We start from the raw sequence: 17,130 nt of genomic DNA, 5'->3' as shown, positions 1-17,130 counted from the left end.
GCCGACCCGCAAGCCGACTACGCGGTGTTTCGTCAGCGCTATCTTGCGCTCCAGCAGTCGATGGAGACGGCGATCGGCACGTTGCGCGGCCGTCTGCGCGCGCTGCTCGCCGCGCGCACGCCGGCGTTCGCGCGCCTCGCGGTCGTGGATGCGGTGATGGAGCGCGCGCTGAGCGAGCGCGAGCGGACCGTGCTGGCGGCGGTGCCGGGATTGATCGGCGGGCACTTCGAGCGTTTGCGCGAGGCCGCGCTTCAGCGGCAGGCCGAAGCTGAAGCAGCCGCCGCCGAAGCGGATGCCGCGCGGCAAAAGCTGGCCGATGCCGAATCCTCAGCCGATGCCGAAGGTGATGCCAGCGCCGCACGGCAGAGCCCGGCACAGACGCAAGCCGGCGCCGATCCCACGCCGGCCGAAGCGCTTGAGGCTGAGGCCACGGCCCGCGCCGCCACCACCGCCCAGGCAAAAGCCGTGGCCGCGGCCGCGGACCCCGCCGGGCTCTCCGCGACCGCCGGCCACCGCGCGCCGGTCACGCAGGACGCGTGGCTGGACGTATTCCGCAAGGACATGCAGAGCGTCTTGCTTGCCGAACTGGATGTCCGTTTTCAACCGGTCGAAGGGCTGCTCGCGGCCCTTCGCGCCTGCTAACTGGGACCCCATGTCCAGATATCGTATCGATCTCGTCGTGTTTCTCGCGGGTCTCGCCGCTGTGTGCTGGATCGCAGCCGGCTATGCCGTCACCAACCCGCTCGCGTTCGCCGTCACGCTGCTGATCGGCATGTTCTACGTGCTGGGCGCGCTCGAATTGCGCCGCTATAGCCAGGCCACCGGCACGTTGACGCGCGCGGTCTCCGCACTGTCCGGTCCGCCGCCGGGGCTGTCGGCGTTTCTCGACACGCTGCATCCGGGGTTGCGCAATGCCGTGCGTCTGCGTGTCGAGGGCGAGCGCGTGGCGCTGCCGGGCCCCGCGTTGGCGCCTTATCTGGTCGGCCTGCTGGTTCTGCTCGGCATGCTCGGCACGCTGCTCGGCATGGTGATGACGCTGCGCGGCACCGGCCTCGCGCTCGAAAGCGCCAGCGATCTGCAGGCGATCCGCGCCTCGCTGGCGGCGCCGGTCAAGGGGCTCGGCTTCGCGTTCGGCACCTCGATCGCGGGTGTTTCGACGTCCGCGATGCTTGGGCTCCTGTCGGCGCTGTGCCGCCGCGAACGGCTCGATGCCGCGCAACAGCTCGACCTGAAGATCGCGACGACGCTGCGCGTCTATTCGCGCAGCCATCAGCGCGAGGAAAGCTTCCGGCTGCTGCAGCGCCAGTCCGACGCGATGTCGCAACTGGTCGAACGTTTGCAGACGATGATGAGCGCGATCGATCAGCAGAGCGTCGCGTCGAACGAACGGCAGATCGCGGGCCTCGACGCGTTTTACGGCCGCACCGAGGCCGCGTACCAGCGCCTCGCCGGCGTCATCGAACAGTCGCTGAAGGACAGCGTGGCCGGTAGCGCGCGTGCGGCCGGCGAGGCGTTGCAGCCGGTCGTCGCCGCGACGATGGCCGGTCTCGCGCGCGAGACCACGGCGTTGCACGACTCGGTGACGCAGGCGGTGCACAGGCAGCTCGACGGCATGTCGGACGGCTTCGCGGCGACCAGCGCGAACGTCGCGCGGATCTGGAACGACGCGCTCGCCGGACATCGCGAGGCGAGCGAGGCGCTCGCCGGACAGCAGCGCGCGTCGCTCGCGCGTGTCGCCGAAACCTTCGAGCAGCGCTCGGCGGCCTTGCTCGACGGCGTGTCCGTGCGGCTCGAAGCGAGCGCGAGCGGCATGTCGCAGGCGTGGGATGCGGCGCTCTCGCGTCAGCACAGCGCGGGCGAACAGCTTGCGGCGAACAACGAGCAGGCGCTGGCGCAGGCCGCGGCGACGTTCGAGCGGCATGGCGCGTCGTTGCTGCAAGCGGTCGGCCAGTCGCATGCGAACTTGCAGACGCAACTCGCGGCACGCGACGAACAGCGCCTGAGCGCGTGGACCGAGTCGCTTGGGGTGATGAACGCGAAGCTGGGTGAGCAATGGCAGCAGACCGGTGAGCAAACCGCGAGCCGTCAGCGGGAGATTTGCGAAACGCTGGCGCAAACCGCGCGCGATATTTCGGCGCAAACACAGACTCATGCACGGGAGACAATCGGCGAAATCGACCGCCTCGTACAGGCAGCGGCCGAAGCACCGAAGGCCGCGCTGGCGATGCAAACCGAACTGGCCGCGCGCGATGAGCAGCGTTTGACTACGTGGACTGAAACGCTTGGCGCGATGGCTGCGAATCTGAGCGAGCAATGGCAGCAGACCGGTGAGCAAACCGCGAGCCGTCAGCAGGAAATCTGCGAAACGCTGGCACAGACCGCGCGTGATATTTCGGTGCAAGCGCAAGCGCATGCAACGGAAACGATTGGCGAAATCGACCGCCTCGTACAGGCAGCAGCCGAAGCACCGAAGGCCGCGCTGGCAATGCAGACCGAACTGGCCGCGCGCGACGAACAACGCCTGACCACGTGGACCGCAACGCTCGGCGCGATGGCTACAAAGCTGAGCGAGCAATGGCAGCAGACCGGCGAGCAAACCGCAAGCCGTCAGCAGGAGATTTGCGAAACGCTGGCTCAAACCTCGCGTGATATTTCGGCGCAAACACAGACTCATGCACGCGAAACAATCGGCGAAATCGACCGCCTCGTACAGGCAGCGGCCGAAGCACCGAAGGCTGCGCTGGCGATGCAAACCGAACTCGCCGCACGCGACGAGCAACGCCAGACCACATGGACCGAAACGCTCGGCGCAATGGCTGCGAATCTGAGCGAGCAATGGCAGCAAACCGGCGCGCAAACCGCAAGCCGCCAGCAGGAAATCTGCGAAGCGCTCGCACAGACCGCGCGCGACATCTCGGCGCAAACACAGACCCACGCACGCGAAACAATCGCCGAAATCGAACGGCTCGTGCAGGCGGCATCGGAAGCGCCGAAGGCCGCCGCCGAGGTCGTCGCCGAACTGCGCCAGAAGCTCTCCGACAGCATGGTCCGCGATACCGCGATGCTGCAGGAACGCAGCCGTCTGCTCGAAACGCTGGAGACGCTGCTCGATGCGGTCAACCACGCGTCCACCGAACAGCGCACGGCCGTCGATGCGCTCGTTTCCACCTCGGCGGATTTGCTGGAGCGCGTCGGCAGCCGTTTCACCGATCACCTCGAACACGAGACCGGCAAGCTCGGCGCGGTCGCCGCGCAAGTCACCGGCAGCGCGGTCGAAGTGGCGAGCCTTGGCGAAGCATTCGGCGCGGCCGTGCAGGTCTTCGGCGAATCGAACGACAAGCTCGTCGCGCATCTCGAACGCATCGAAGCGGCGCTCGGCAGATCGCTCACGCGCAGCGACGAGCAACTGGCCTATTACGTCGCCCAGGCGCGTGAAGTAGTCGACCTGAGCGTGATGTCGCAGAAGCAGATCGTCGAGGATCTGCAACGGCTTGCCGTGCAGCGCGCAACCGCCGGAGCCGACGCGGTATGAGCGAGGACATCGACGGCGGCGTGGAAACGGCCGCGCCGATCTGGGCCGCTTTCGGCGATCTGATGTCGGTGCTGCTCGGCGCGTTCGTGCTGATTCTGGTGGGCGTGATCGGCGTGCAGCTCGAACTGTCGAGCAAGCTCGAACAGGAGGTCAAGCAGCGCCAGGCCGAAACGCAGCGCCGCAAGACGCTCGAACAGGCGCTCGCCGGGCCGCTCGCGGCGGGTCGCGTGACGCTCGTCAACGGGCGCATCGGCATTAGCGGCAACGTGCTGTTCGCCTTGAACTCGGATCAGTTGCAGCCCGAGGGCCGCGCGTTGCTGAAGAGCCTCGCCGGACCGCTTGGCGCCTATCTGCGTGCGAGCGACCAGATTCTGATGGTGAGCGGCTTTACCGACGACCAGCGTTTGCGCGAAGGCAACCGGCGTTTCGCCGATAACTGGGAGCTGTCGGCGCAGCGCGCGCTGACCGTGACGCGCGCGCTGATCGACGACGGCGTGCCGGCGGCGTCGCTGTTCGCGGCCGCGTTCGGTTCGGGCCAGCCGGTGAGTTCGAATGCCGACGAGCAGGGCCGCGCGAAAAACCGTCGCGTCGAAATCGCGCCGGTGCCGCGGCCGTCCGCCGCGGCCGCCACGGAGAAGTCCGGTGCTTGACGACGAGCGCGGCGAGTATGGCGAGAGTAGCGAGCAGGGCAATCGGGACGGGAGCGCGGCGAGCCTGACGCATGCCGTGCAGGACGATGCGCGCCATCCGGTTCGCGCCACGCTCGACGCATGGCGCGCGCGCGGCGCGGATCGCCTCGACCCGGTGCGCTTTCATTTCATCGAGGCACTGGCGCGGCGCGTGCTGCATCACCACGGCGAGGCGCGGCGCGTGCTCGACGAGAGACTGGCGGGATTGCTCGATGCCTATGCGGCCGTCGTGGCCGAGGCCGATAGCGCGTCCGAACCTTCTGCGGCGGCAGGCGAGTCCAATGACGACGCGACACTCGCGAGCCTCGTCGAACGCATGGCTCATCGCGCGCGTCCTCATGGCGAGGCCAGCGCCGCCGCTTATCCCGAACTGCCCGCGCTCGATTACTTCAGGGACGTCTGGTCCAGAGTCCGCACCGAGAAGCAGGTGCGTCAGTCGCTCGCGAAGGTGCCGGGCAATGCGGGGCCGCTCAATTCGAGCAGCCTCGTGCATCGCGCGTTGTCGTTGATGCGCGAGTTGTCGCCGGAATATCTGAAGCAGTTTCTGTCGTACGTCGATACGCTGGCGTGGCTCGAACAGATGAACGGCGGCGCGCCCGCCGCTAAGGAAACGCCGCGCGCGGCCAGCGCGGGCAAGGGCACGCGCGGCAAGGCGCGCTGAATTCCGCCGGCGTTCATGCCGGGGTTCATGCCGAGGTTCGCGCCGCGCCGAAGCGTTCAGTCGAAATCGAACATATCGAAAATCGAACGCTTTTTCCGGTAGCCGCGATAGTCCGCGCGGCGCTCGTCGTGGCCGCGCTGGCGCTCTCCTTCATACCTGCGCTCTGCGTGCCGCGCATCGTCGCGTGTGGGGCCCGCGTCGCCTATGTCCTGCGCAATCAGCTTGTCGAGTTCGCCGCGATCGAGCCATACGCCGCGGCAGTTCGGGCAGTAGTCGATCTCGATCGAGCGGCGCTCGGTCATCAGCAGATCGGTCGTCGTGCAGACAGGGCATTTCATGATGAAGCTCCTTGTGTTCGCGGGCATCGAATGGGCCGATGCCCTTTTTCAAACAACCTTCAAACAACCCTCAAACTTTCCAACCGCATTTCACGCACGCGGGACCAGAGGTACGCCACCGGGGCTCGCAGTCGCGCTGTCGAGCCGCAGTGACGGCGGCCGTCAACGCGAGACACCTTCCACCCGCTTGGCCGGCTTCGCTTTCGCGCGCCTCGCGAGCATGTTCATCATCTCGACGAATGCGGAGAACGCCATCGCCGCGTAGATGTAAGCCTTCGGCACGTGCGAGCCGAAACCTTCGGCGATCAGCGTCATACCGATCACGAGCAGGAAGCTCAGCGCCAGCATCACGATGGTCGGATTGCGCTCGATGAAGCGTGCGAGCGGCTGCGCGGCGAACAGCATCGCCATGACCGAGACGATCACCGCGACGAACATGATCGGCATGTGCTCGGTCATGCCGACCGCGGTGATGATGCTGTCGACCGAAAACACGAGGTCGAGCACGATGATCTGGCCGATCGCGGCCGCCACGCCCAACTGCACGGTCGAGCTTGCCTTGGCGGCGACGTCGTCCGCGTGGGTCACGTGATGGCGGATTTCGCTCGTCGCCTTCCACACGAGGAACAGGCCGCCGCCGAGCAGGATCAGATCGCGCCACGAAAACCCGTGGCCGAACAGCGTGAACACGGCTTCGGTCAACTGCGCGATCCACGCGACCGTGCCGAGCAGGGTCAGCCGCATCACCAGCGCGAGCATGAGGCCGAGGCGTTGCGTGCGCGCGCGTTGCGCGGCCGGCAACTTGTTGCTGAGGATCGAGATGAAGATCAGGTTGTCGATGCCGAGCACGATCTCCATCACGATCAGCGTGAGGAGCGCGGCCCAGGTGGCGGGATCGGCGGCGAGGGCGAGCAGGGTATCCATGAGATGGTTCGTCAAAGGCGATGCGCCGGTGGTGGCGGAACCGTCATGATCGGGATTTTCATGGTTCGAATAAACCAGTGATAAGCTGAGCAATACATCGGTTTTTTCGAAGTATCAAACGAGCATGCTCAACTACCGTCATCTGTACTATTTCTGGATCGTCGTGAAGGAAGGCGGTTTCGCGCGCGCCGCCGAACGGCTCGACATGGCCGTGCAGACGATCAGCGCACAGGTGCGCGAGCTCGAAAAAGCGCTCGGGCGTCAGCTGCTGAAGCCGGCCGGGCGCGGCGTCGCGATGACCGAAGCCGGCGAGCAGGCGTTCAATCGCGCCGAGCAGATCTTCCAGCTCGGCGAGGCCTTGCTCGACGAAATGCGCGAGGCGACCGGCGCAGGCGCGGTGCGCTTCGCGGTCGGGTTGTCGGACGGCATGTCGAAGCTCGCCGCGCATGCGCTGCTCGCGCCGGTGCTGGCCACGCCGTCGCTGCGGCTGCTGTGCCACGAGGGCGAGCCCGCGCAGCTATTGTCGGAGCTGGCGTTGCATCGGCTCGATCTCGTACTTGCCTGTCAGCCGGCGCCGCATGGCGCGGATCTGCGCGTCGTGAGCCAGCGTGTCGCCGGTTCGCCGGTGGATTGGTACGGCCCCGCGCAGATCGTGCGCAAGCCGGTTCGCGCGAGTTTTCCGCACTGTCTCGCGGAGGTGCCCGTGCTGCTGCCGACCCGTCACGGTGCCTTGCGCGCGCGGCTCGACCGCTGGTTCGAGGCGCAGGGCGTTCGTCCGCGCATCGTCGGCGAATTCGAGGACAGCGCGCTGATGGCGGTGTTCGCGGCGCGCGGGCTCGGCGTGTTTCCGCTCGCGGAGCCAGGCGTCGACGATCTGTCGTTGCTGCCGGGATTGCGCCGGCTCGGCCGCGCGGACGGCGTGCTCGAAGAGATTCACGCGATCCGTTCGCGGCGCGGCCAGCACCATGCGCTGGCCTCGCAGGTGATCGCGGCGGCGCAGCCGTGAGGGCGATGCGCTTTCAGCACCCTCGGCACCTGCGCCGCTTTCACGACGCGCCGCCCGTCATCAGAACGCGTGGCGCATGCCGACCGTGACCGCCACCTGCGTATTCGTCGACGACGGCGACAGCGTGTTGATCATCGCGTGCGACAGCACCGACCCAGCTGGCGCGCCGTGCGCGTTCTGGTACACGCTTTCGAGGTAGAAGTCCGTGCGCTTGCTGAGCGCGTAGTCGGTCTGCAGCATCGCGGTGTTCCAGGCCGGCGACGAGCCGTTGTACGCGCCGTGCGTGTAGGTGTAGGCGCCCGATACGCTCCATGCCGGCGTCAGTTCGTACTTCACGTTCGCCTCGTAGTTGTCGAGGCGCAGCGAACCGCCGAGCGTGCCGGCCGGGTCGCCGCTCGCGCTGAGATAGTCGCCCGTGCCGAACGAGAACACGCCCGCGACGTCGTCGATCTGCGTGTGGCTCCACAGCAGGCCCACCGTGGCCGGACCGAACGTGTAGTTGCCGCCGAGCGACCAGATGCGCTGACGCCGCGCGATGAAGTTCGCGCTCGCGTCGCTGGCCGTCACGGCGCCCGTGCCGTTGCCCGCGTTGTTCAACTGCAGATAGCCGGCCGCGAGATTGAGCGGGCCTTGCGCATACGACAGACCGAAGCCGTACGAGCGGTTGTTCGCGAAGTCGCCGGCCTTGTTGCTGAACGAGTACATCGTTTCGAACGTGACGCCGTGATAGACCGGGCTCGTGTACTTGACCGAGTTGTTGATGACGACCGAGTTCGCGGCGAGATTGTCGTTCTCGAACGGATGCGCGGCGAGGCTGCCGCCCCAGGTGTTGAAGCTTGCGGAGAGCGGGCCGACGAGGTCGTTCATCACGTCGAACTGACGGCCGAACGTCAGCGTGCCGTACGGATCGCTTTGCAGGCCGACCCATGCCTGCGAGCCGAACGCGCTGCCGGAGAACGCCTGCGCGCCGTTGTTGAGCAGGAAGCCCTGTTCGAGCTTGAAGACCGCGTGCAGGCCGGCGCCGAGGTCTTCCGAACCCTTGAGGCCGAACACCGTGTTCTGCGTCGTGCTGCTCACGACTTGCCAGTTGCTGTGGCCGAACTGGTTGTTCGTATAGACGAGGCCGGTATCGAGCAGGCCGTAGAGCGTCACGCTGCTTTGCGCGTGCGCGGACAGCGTGAAGGCGCCGCACAGCGCGGCGGCGAGCAGGGTCTTTTTCATGGCGAGTGGTCCTTGATTAAAACGATCTTGTTCGAGTGATCTGGATGCGTCGTGCTTCGTCGTGCAATGGGCTGTGGGCCGTCGATAAGCACGCGGCATGCCAGTGGCGGCAACAAGCGCCCGCCGGCCGGCTCGAGCGGGCCGTGTGGGGACGAGGCAGGGTTTTCCGGAACTTCGGCGTGAGCGCGAAAACAGCGAGGGGGCGAAGCTTATCCTGTTCCGGCGCTCAGCGGGAGGGCAGGGCGGAGGCAATTAGCACGATCGGGGTGCATGCCATGAGCGGCCACGGGGCGGCCTCGCTGATGGCGGGTCGGGCCGCGAGGCGTGGCAGACGAGTCAGAGGCCGCGAGTCGGCGCCAGCGGCTCGCAATGCGCGCCGCCGGTTCTTGCGCGAGTCAGAATCTCGGTCACAGCCCTTAGGGCTTGCCGGCGGCCTGCGACGGCGCCTGTTGAGTCGGCGTGACGTTCGACGATTCGCGCACGAGCCGGTCGGTCATTGCCGATGCCGCTGGATTCGTGCTCCGGCTGGCCGGCATTTGCGGCTGTAGCGGCACGCTGACGCCGGACGGCATCGGCAGCGAGGGATCGGGTTTCGCGGACTCCCGCACCAGCTGATCGGTCATGGCCGACGCAACCGGGTTCGAGCCACGGCCGGTTGGCATCGGCATTTGTGGCATTGTCGGCATTGGCGGTTGCGGCGGCGCGCCGGCGCTGGACGGTATCGGCAGCGACGGATCGGGCCTCGCCGATTCCCGCACCAGTTGCTGCGTCAGTGCCGCCGAGACGGCGTTCGTGCCTTCATTGGCGTTCGGGATCGCGTTGGAATACGGGTTTGCGCCGTTCGCGCGCGGTACGTCGTATCTGCGCACCTGTGCCTGCTCGACGCGCTGCGCCGGTCGCGGCCTCGGCTGCGGTTGAAATTGCGGCTGAGCTTGTGCTTGTGGCAAAGGTTGCGGCTGAGGTTGCGGCTGCATGAGCGGCTGGGCCTGCGCACGCGCGGACACGGGCGGCTGCGCCGGTGCGGGTGCAACGGGTGCAGCGGGCACTGCACTATCGATTCGCCCGGTGACGATCTGGCCGGCATCGGGCGCGGCACTCGGGGCGGGCGCGGCCGCGAGTGCGGGGGCCGGAGCAGGAGCGGCCGGCGCGGCCGGCACCACATTCTGTGCCGGCAAAGCCCCGCCAGCAGACTGCTGCGATCGCGGCAACTGCCCCGCCTTGCCCGCAGCACCGTCGGCCGGCAAGGCCGGCAACACACTGCCGCCGGTCACACGCGGCGAGCCGCCCTGCGAGTCCAATGCCGCGTCGTTATCGGGGCTGCCTGTCACCGCGCCGGCGACTTCGAGCTGTTTGTCGTCCTTGGGAAACAGCAGATAACCGGCGATGCCTGCATCGATCAGCAGCAGGCCGACTATCAACAACTTACCGGTATTCGTCATATCTAAACCAACAATCTTCATGAACTGCAATTAATCGATGATAAACGCAGGCTCCCGCGACGACGCTTTCCACCGCCGCGTCGAGGCTATTCGGATGGCTGATGTCGGAATGAACCTGGAACCCATGGAGCGCGCAAGCGAGTGAGCAAGCGGCGTTCCTGCTCCTTGCTCGTGTCATCGAGATCGCCTGTTTTTTCGCGCCTACTACGATTTTCGTTTTCGAGCCAGTAAATCGTTTCTTATTCGATTGGCATACAACGGTCGCCCTGCAACGCAAGCTGTGCTGTTCATGCAGGGAGCCTGTACTATGTAGCAGCGGAGCCGACCACCGGCCACGGTTCGGCTATCGTCGTCAGGGCAGGCCGTTGTGCCTGCGGGAGCGCTTCCAGCGGCGGCGTGATGAACCACGTGAAAACATGAACAACTTTATTCGACCCCCCGTTTTTTATCCGTCCACGGTTGTGTTTGTCGACGACAACGACAGCTACCTCGATGCGCTGCGCCGTTTTTTCCCAGACACCCACACCAATCTGTTTTTCACGCGGCCGCAAACCGCGCTCAACTATATCCGCCAGCATGCGCGCGAGAATTCGCTCGAATTCGCGTCGTCGTCGGCGTGCCTGAGCGAGCCGGGTGTCGAGCGTTTCGTCGAGACCTCGGCGGAGCGCGATATCGTCGCGCGGCCCTCGCGCTTCGAGGAAGTGGCGGCGGTTGTCGTCGACTACGATATGCCGAGCATCGGCGGGGTCGAATTTCTCGCGTCGATCTCGCATCTGCGCTGCGCGAAGGTGCTGCTCACCGGTGTCGCCGATGAAACCGTCGCGGTCAAGGCGTTCAACGCCGGCATCGTCGACCTGTACCTGCGCAAGACCGATCCCGATTCGGCCAACCGTCTCCTGCATTTCCTCAAGGACGCGAAGAGCCGCCATTGCGCGGAATCGGGCTGGCTCGCGCTCGGCGAGAACGGCATGACCTACTGCGATCCGCGCACGCGCAAGGTGATCGACGAAGTGGTGGCCGCGCAGGGCATCGTCGAGTACTACTGGCGGCCCGAGCAGAACGTGATCCTGATGTTCGACAGCGCGGGCAATCCGAGCGTGTTCGTCGCGTGGGCCGAGAACGACTGGATCTCGCAGGGCGAGATCGTCGCCGACGAGGGCGGGCCGTCCGACCTGCTGCGGCAACTCGCGGTGCGCGAGGTCATGCCGCTGTTCTGGCCGGACCTCGCCTATCGCTCCGGCATGAAGTTCAGGACGCTGACGCCGCGCGGCATTCCGGAGTGGGACGACGCGTTCTATGGCTGGACGCGTATCGAGCCGGCCGAAGTCGGTATCGACCTCGTGACGTTTTCGCAATGGCGCGCCCAGCGTAATCGCTGAACTGCGTCGATACGCCGCCCGCCGGTCGGGGGCGGCGCTCTTTCCGTGCGAGCAATCGCTCGCCTGCTCGCCCGTTTGTTCACCCGCCCGTTTGCCGGGTCTCCCGCTATGTCGCGTGGCGCCGTGTGACGGCCGGCAGGCCGATCACGTGTCCTGCGAAGCGCGCGGGCGGCAACGCGGCGTGGGCTTCCGCGAGTTCGCGCACGCGCGCTGCGACGTCGGGATCGAACGCGATGCTGCGCGGCCCGCTCGTATCGACGTGCAACAGCATCTGCTCGCTCGCGGCGACGGGTTCGGCGCGCTGGCCGTCGAGCGCGAACATTTCAAGGTACAGGTGGATTCGTTTCGCGTCGTGCGCGAGGAGGCGCATGTCGATGCGCACCTGCGCGCCTTCCTTGATCTCGTGCAGATAGTTGAGATGGGCTTCGAGCGTGTAGATCGAGCGCCGCCGTTCCTTGCGCACGCTGTCGGGCAGGCCGATCAGATCGATCAGCTCATCGCCGGCGAGACTGAAAAGCAGCATATAGAAAGCGTCGCGCATGTGGCCGTTGTAATCGACCCATTCGGCGCGCACGGTTGCGCGATAGGAAGGCAGGGCAACGGCTGGCGGCATGGGCGCGGGTCTCTTCGATCGGATGCGATGGCGTGGGCGCTTCGTTGTGCGTCATCAGTGTAATGCATGACGATTTGACCGCACGGCCGATATGCCGGCCACGCATTGTGGTGGCTAGCGCAACAGTGAATTCATGGTTCAGGGGCTTCTGTGCGATACAGCCGGCTTCTAAACTGGCTTCACCGCTGCGGACAACCGGTCGTTGCACAAGGCGCCGCGGCAACCGAACGAAGCAATCTCTGGAGATTGGACATCATGAAGACCATCAAGTCGCTGATCGAAGCTACCGTTATCGCCGCTCTCATTGCCGCGCCGCTCGCGGCCTCGGCCCAGTCGAATCAGGCTAACGAACCGGTCACGCGCGCGCAGGTGCGTGCCGAATTGGTCCAGCTCGAAAAGGTCGGTTACGATCCGGCCACCGAGAACGTCGTCGATTATCCGGCCAATATTCAGGCGGCCGAAGCGAAGGTCTCGGCCCAGAATCAGGCGGTGGGGAATAGCGGCTACGGCGCGCCGGCGCACGGTTCGTCGCAGCGCGGCGGCCGTGCCGATTTCGTCCCGAGTTCGTACTCGGTGCCGGTGGTGAATTACGCGCGCTGATGAATCGAGAAAGCGGCGGTGCGAGGAGCGGTTTCGCTCCTCGCGCATTGAATCAGATCACCCTGAATCAGATCACCCGGTCGCGCAGCCATGCCGAGCTGAGATCGATCACGGTCACGACGACGATCACCATGATCATCAGCGCGGACGTCTGCGCATAGTCGAACGAGCGGATCGCCTCGTACAGCACGACGCCGATGCCGCCCGCGCCGACCATGCCGACCACCATCGCCGAACGCACGTTCGATTCGAAGCGATACAGCGCATACGAAATCCACAGCGGCAGCACTTGCGGCAGCACCGCGTAGACGATTTCGTCGAGAGGCGTCGCGCCGGTCGCGCGCACGCCTTCGGCCGGACGCGGATCGATCGCCTCGACCGCTTCGGCGAACAGCTTCGCGAGCACGCCGGTCGTGTGCACCCACAGCGCGAGCACGCCCGCGAACGGCCCGAGGCCGACCGCGACGATGAACAGCATCGCGAAGACCATTTCGTTGATCGCGCGGCACGCATCCATGAGGCGGCGCACCGGCTGCACGACCCACATCGGCGCGATGTTGTGCGCCGACATCAGGCCGAACGGCACCGCGCACACGAGCGAGAGGGCCGTGCCCCAGATCGCGACCGAGAGCGTCACGAACATTTCATGCACGTAGGTGCGCCACTCGGTGAAGTCGGGCGGGAAGAAGTCCTTCGCGAACTGCCCCATGTTCCCGGCGTCGCTGATGAGATCGAACGGACGCATGTCGGCGCTATGCCATGTGCCGCCGAGAACCGCCAGCACCACGATCCAGCCGAGCAGCGAGCGCCAGCTGAGCTTGCCGGCGGCCTTCGCCCGAGCCTCGCGCGCCGCCGCCCGTGCCGCGGACGGGTCGTCCGCGGGCGCCGGCGAGGTGACCAGATTGGCCGGGTTCATGGCTTCTGCTGTGCGCTAAGCGCGCTCAGCTTCGCATCGAGTTCGGCGAGCTGGGTCTTGCGCTCGCTGTCGGACAGATGCGTATCGGCCTCGACCTTCTGCTTCTGCTGGAACAGCGCGATCTCGCGAATCGGCTGCAACTGTTGATCCGACGAAGCCTCGAAGCCGCTGTATTCGGTAATGCCGGCCATCACCGCCTTTTCATGCGGATCGGTCTTCGCATAGTTCAGGAAGAACTTGCGGATCTTGTCCTTGGTCGCTTGCGGCAGATCCTTGCGCCACACGAGCGGGTCCGACGGAATCAGCGGCGAGGTCCACAGCACGCGCACCTGCGCGAACTTGTCCGGATGCTCGCGCTTGAGCGTAGCCATCGCCATGCTGTTGTTGGTCGCGATGTCCACCTTGTTGTTCACGACGGCGAGCAGGTTCGCCTCGTGGCTCGACGGCAACACGCTCTTGAACGACGTATTGACCGGCGTGTTGTGCTTCGCGAACAGGTAGTAAGCCGGCACCAGCGTACCCGATGTCGAGTTCGGATCGCCGTAACCGAGCGTCACGTCCTTGGTGTTCTTGAAGACGTCGTCGAGCGTCTTGAAGCGGCTGTTCACGTTGGTGATGAGCAGCGAGTAGTAGCCGCTGTCGCCGTTCGCGTGCTGTGCCTTGGCGAATATTTCGCCGTTCGAACGATCCACGGCTTCCAGTGCCGAGGCGTTGCCGAAATAGCCGATCTGCACTTTGTTGAAGCGCATGCCTTCGATAATGCCGGCGTAATCGGTCGCGAAGAATGCCTTCACGTCGAGGCCGGTCTGCTTCTTCATGTCGTCGATCAGCGGTTCCCAACGTTGCTTGAGCACCGCCGACGAATCGGTCGAGATGATGCCGAGGTTGATTTCTTCGGCATGAGCCGCGGCGACGCAGGCGAAAGCGGCTGCGCCGGCAGCCAGCGTAATCAGTGAGCGCAGGAGTTTCATGGGTGAAGTTCTGGTTGAGTGAGCGGAATGGGGTGGATGGGCGATGCGGCGTGTTGCAGCCCGATGCGAATTTAGTTCGAGGGCGCGGCAGCGAGTGTGAACGGGTAGTGCGCGGCGGCGCGATTCGTGTCGTTGTGCTGCGCGGGGGCGTCGGCAAGGGACTCGTGCGCCGTGTCGTCGAGCAGTTCGTGCGCGTCGTCGCCATAGAGCTTCTTGAGCAGTGCCGGCGTGAGCGCACCGGAAGGGCCATCGTAGACGACCTTGCCACGCCGCAGCGCAATCGTGCGCGCGCAGTATTGCATTGCGATGTCGACCTGATGCAGCGACACGAGCACCGTGATGCCATGCTCGACGTTCAGCGCGCGCAGCATGTCCATCACGCGGCGCGACGATTCGGGGTCGAGCGAGGCGATCGGTTCGTCGGCGAGCACGATGCGCGCGCGCTGCACGAGCGCACGCGCGAGTGCCGCGCGCTGTTGCTGACCGCCCGACAGATTCGCGGCGCGTTCGCGCGCATGTTCGCCGATGCCGACTTCGTCGAGCGCGGCGAGCGATAGCGCGCGCTCGGCCTGCGGAAAGAGGCCGGTCAGACGGCGCCACCACGGCAGCCGCGCGAGCGCGCCGATCAGCACGTTGGTTTCGACGGAAAGCCGGTTGACCAGATTGAATTGCTGGAACACGAAGCCGATGTCGCGGCGAATGCTGCGCACTTCCCCGACGATGCGGCCGTTCCGCTGGATCGGCCGGCCGAGAATCTCGATCTGCGAGGGCTGGGCGTCGGAGGCCGTGAAGCCCGCGATGTGCCGCAGCAAGGTCGACTTGCCCGAACCCGATGCGCCGATCAGCGCGACCATTTCGCCGGGCGCGACTCGCAGATCGATTTCGTCGAGCGCTTTGCGTCCATTGCCGAACGTCTTGCTCAAACGTTCGATTCGAATGGCTTCACGGATCGTTTCCATCTGTTTCTCCTCGTTGCAGCCGGCCGCTGCCGGTATGCGTGGGGGACATTCTAGGAAGCGTCTGTGACGGTTCAGTGAAGGCATCGCAACGTCTAGACGACTATATATTTCATGCCTTCCTGTATGTCGTCAGGATGGCAAAACAAAGTCAGCCAGAAGTCAGCCGAAGCGGCGAAGCGGGGCGGCACCGATCGCGATGCGCCGAAGAATGAAAAATGACATACGGATGACACGATTCGTGCGCTACCGTGCCGCGCGCGCGTGCCGACACGCGGCCAGGCTATATTGCGTTATCCAGGGACCGTCCCCAATCATCCTTCACGCCGTCATGCCGACCCCTTTGAGCTTTCTTCCCGACAGCTTTGCGGAATACGAAGATCTCAAGTCGATTCTCGACCACGGCAGTGCGAGCTTCGAAATCTGCGCCGTGTGCGAAACCGCGGTGCATGGCCGGCATTTTTCGGTCTATACCGCGAGCATCGGTTCGTCCGATCCGTCCGCGCCGGCCATCGGCTTTTTCGGCGGCATTCACGGCCTCGAACGGATCGGCTCGCAACTGGTGCTCGACTACATGCGCGCGCTGCTCGCGCGGCTCGAGTGGGACGAATTGCTGGTGCGGCAATTGCAGTCGGTTCGCCTGATTTTTCTGCCGATTGCCAATCCGGGCGGCATGTGGGCGGCGACGCGCGCGAATCCGCGCGGTGTCGATCTGATGCGCAACGCGCCGCAGGATGCCGATGCGCGCGTGCCGCTGCTCGCGGGCGGCCAGCGCGTCGGCGCGTGGCTGCCGTGGTATCGCGGCCGTGCGGGTGAGCCGATGGAGCCGGAGGCGGCCGCGCTGCTGCAGGTCGTCGAAACGCAACTGGCCACGCGCCCGCTCAGCATCGCGCTCGATTGCCACTCCGGTTACGGCTGGAGCGACAGCATCTGGTTTCCCTATGCGCGTACGCGCAAGCGAATGCCGCATCTGCCGGAAATGTACGTGCTCAAGAGCATGTTCGAGCACGCGCATCCGCACCACGGCTATAAGTTCGAGCCGCAGAGCCACCAGTATCTCGTGCACGGCGATCTATGGGACTACGCTTACGATCGCGTGCCGGCGCCGAACATCTTCCTGCCGATGACGCTCGAACTTGGCTCGTGGCTGTGGATCAAGAAGAATCCGCGCCAGCTGTTTTCGCGGCAGGGCATGTTCAATCCGGTCAAGGCGCATCGCACGGCGCGCGTGCTGCGGCGCCATGCGAACCTGCTCGACTTCCTCGCGCGCGCGGCGTTTTCGTCGCAGCGCTGGCTGCCGCAAGGCAAGCGCCGCGAGCAGATGCTGGAAAGCGCGATCGATCTCTGGTACAGGCCGGACGCCGTATGAGCACCTGGATACTGCTGCGCGGACTTACGCGCGAAACCCGGCACTGGGGGCATCTGCCGGATGCGTTGCGCGAGCATTTGAGCCAGACCGCGAGCCACTCATCGGGCGAGGCCTTGCGCGATGCCGCGTGCCCGCGCCTGCTGCTGCTCGATCTGCCAGGCAACGGCGAGTTCGCGGATCGGCGCGCTCCGGCGACGGTCGCGGGCATGGTGGCGTTCGTGCGGCAAGCGGCTCTGCAAACGGGGGCGCCGGGGCCGTACAGCGTGCTGGCGATGTCGCTCGGCGGCATGGTGGCGACCGACTGGGCGCAGCGCTATCCCGAGGACATCGAGCGGCTCGTGCTGATCAACACGAGCATGCGGCCGTTCAGCCGTCCGCATGAACGGCTGCGGCCGTCGGCGTGGCCGGGTCTGCTCGGCATCGCCATGCATTGGAGCGATGCTGTCGAGGCCGAGCGCGGCATTCATCGGCTCACGTGCAATAACGTCGAAACATTGGGCACCGATATTGATACGG

The 17,130-nt window shown here is 65.6% G+C and carries 17 protein-coding genes; 9 read left to right on the top strand and 8 right to left on the bottom strand.

Features of this window, described 5'->3' with window-relative positions:
* From G3N58_RS31425 to G3N58_RS31410, 4 genes are all read left to right on the top strand, one after another.
* On the top strand, nt 1-642 hold a 642-nt coding region (locus G3N58_RS31425), incomplete at its 5' end, for a DUF3348 family protein (protein ID WP_206001122.1).
* Nucleotides 643-652: 10 nt separating this feature from the next.
* A complete protein-coding gene (locus G3N58_RS31420; RefSeq protein ID WP_206001121.1) occupies nt 653-3,532 on the top strand; it encodes a DUF802 domain-containing protein in 2,880 nt (959 codons plus the stop codon).
* Nucleotides 3,529-4,182 (top strand): OmpA family protein, encoded by a 654-nt coding sequence (locus G3N58_RS31415; protein WP_167043645.1) that lies wholly within the window; start codon nt 3,529-3,531, stop codon nt 4,180-4,182. Before G3N58_RS31420 ends, G3N58_RS31415 begins: the two co-directional genes overlap by 4 nt.
* A gap of 76 nt (nt 4,183-4,258) precedes the next feature.
* On the top strand, nt 4,259-4,882 hold the full coding sequence (locus G3N58_RS31410) for a DUF2894 domain-containing protein (protein WP_346778307.1): 624 nt from the start codon (nt 4,259-4,261) through the stop codon (nt 4,880-4,882).
* 56 nt (nt 4,883-4,938) lie between these two features.
* Here the strand turns inward: G3N58_RS31410 and G3N58_RS31405 are convergent, their stop codons facing one another.
* Both G3N58_RS31405 and G3N58_RS31400 read right to left on the bottom strand, forming a co-directional pair.
* On the bottom strand, nt 4,939-5,220 hold the full coding sequence (locus tag G3N58_RS31405) for a zf-TFIIB domain-containing protein (RefSeq protein WP_167043649.1): 282 nt from the start codon (nt 5,218-5,220) through the stop codon (nt 4,939-4,941).
* A gap of 162 nt (nt 5,221-5,382) precedes the next feature.
* Nucleotides 5,383-6,144, bottom strand: coding sequence for a TerC family protein (locus tag G3N58_RS31400; protein WP_167283180.1), 762 nt, complete (start codon nt 6,142-6,144; stop codon nt 5,383-5,385).
* A gap of 124 nt (nt 6,145-6,268) precedes the next feature.
* Here G3N58_RS31400 and G3N58_RS31395 point away from each other — a divergent pair, with 124 nt between their 5' ends.
* Complete coding sequence (locus G3N58_RS31395; RefSeq protein WP_206001119.1) at nt 6,269-7,150, top strand: LysR family transcriptional regulator; 882 nt, start codon at nt 6,269-6,271, stop codon at nt 7,148-7,150.
* A 60-nt stretch (nt 7,151-7,210) separates the two neighbouring features.
* Here G3N58_RS31395 and G3N58_RS31390 read toward each other — a convergent pair whose 3' ends face one another.
* Together G3N58_RS31390 and G3N58_RS31385 are read right to left on the bottom strand one after the other, a co-directional pair.
* Nucleotides 7,211-8,371, bottom strand: coding sequence for a porin (locus tag G3N58_RS31390; RefSeq protein ID WP_206001118.1), 1,161 nt, complete (start codon nt 8,369-8,371; stop codon nt 7,211-7,213).
* Nucleotides 8,372-8,787: 416 nt separating this feature from the next.
* On the bottom strand, nt 8,788-9,810 hold the full coding sequence (locus G3N58_RS31385; RefSeq protein WP_206001117.1) for a hypothetical protein: 1,023 nt from the start codon (nt 9,808-9,810) through the stop codon (nt 8,788-8,790).
* 416 nt (nt 9,811-10,226) lie between these two features.
* On the opposite strand from G3N58_RS31385, the gene G3N58_RS31380 reads away from it, so the two are divergent.
* Nucleotides 10,227-11,189, top strand: a complete 963-nt coding sequence (locus tag G3N58_RS31380; RefSeq protein ID WP_167043659.1) for a response regulator — start codon at nt 10,227-10,229, stop codon at nt 11,187-11,189.
* Between the two features lie 106 nt (nt 11,190-11,295).
* Here the strand turns inward: G3N58_RS31380 and G3N58_RS31375 are convergent, their stop codons facing one another.
* The gene (locus G3N58_RS31375) at nt 11,296-11,802 is read right to left on the bottom strand and encodes a thioesterase family protein (protein WP_167043661.1); all 507 of its coding nucleotides are present in this window, start codon (nt 11,800-11,802) and stop codon (nt 11,296-11,298) included.
* Between the two features lie 255 nt (nt 11,803-12,057).
* Here G3N58_RS31375 and G3N58_RS31370 point away from each other — a divergent pair, with 255 nt between their 5' ends.
* Nucleotides 12,058-12,402, top strand: coding sequence for a DUF4148 domain-containing protein (locus G3N58_RS31370; protein WP_167043663.1), 345 nt, complete (start codon nt 12,058-12,060; stop codon nt 12,400-12,402).
* 67 nt (nt 12,403-12,469) lie between these two features.
* Here G3N58_RS31370 and phnE read toward each other — a convergent pair whose 3' ends face one another.
* The 3 genes from phnE to phnC all read right to left on the bottom strand — a co-directional run bounded on the left by phnE (nt 12,470) and on the right by phnC (nt 15,248).
* On the bottom strand, nt 12,470-13,318 hold the full coding sequence (gene phnE / locus G3N58_RS31365) for a phosphonate ABC transporter, permease protein PhnE (RefSeq protein WP_205990815.1): 849 nt from the start codon (nt 13,316-13,318) through the stop codon (nt 12,470-12,472).
* Nucleotides 13,315-14,289: a phosphonate ABC transporter substrate-binding protein gene (gene phnD / locus G3N58_RS31360; protein ID WP_167043667.1), complete on the bottom strand. Its 975-nt coding sequence runs from the start codon at nt 14,287-14,289 to the stop codon at nt 13,315-13,317. The genes phnE and phnD overlap by 4 nt, the downstream gene beginning before the upstream one ends.
* A 71-nt stretch (nt 14,290-14,360) precedes the next feature.
* Complete coding sequence (phnC, locus tag G3N58_RS31355; RefSeq protein ID WP_167043669.1) at nt 14,361-15,248, bottom strand: phosphonate ABC transporter ATP-binding protein; 888 nt, start codon at nt 15,246-15,248, stop codon at nt 14,361-14,363.
* 328 nt (nt 15,249-15,576) lie between these two features.
* Here phnC and G3N58_RS31350 point away from each other — a divergent pair, with 328 nt between their 5' ends.
* Nucleotides 15,577-16,614, top strand: coding sequence for a M14 family zinc carboxypeptidase (locus tag G3N58_RS31350; RefSeq protein ID WP_167043670.1), 1,038 nt, complete (start codon nt 15,577-15,579; stop codon nt 16,612-16,614).
* Nucleotides 16,611-17,130: alpha/beta fold hydrolase (locus G3N58_RS31345; protein ID WP_206001116.1), on the top strand; the 520-nt coding region annotated here is incomplete at its 3' end. The genes G3N58_RS31350 and G3N58_RS31345, both read left to right, overlap by 4 nt.

The organism is Paraburkholderia sp. Ac-20342 (genome assembly GCF_017104985.1).
Taxonomy (GTDB): domain Bacteria; phylum Pseudomonadota; class Gammaproteobacteria; order Burkholderiales; family Burkholderiaceae; genus Paraburkholderia.
This window is presented reverse-complemented; position numbering and strand designations above follow the sequence as displayed.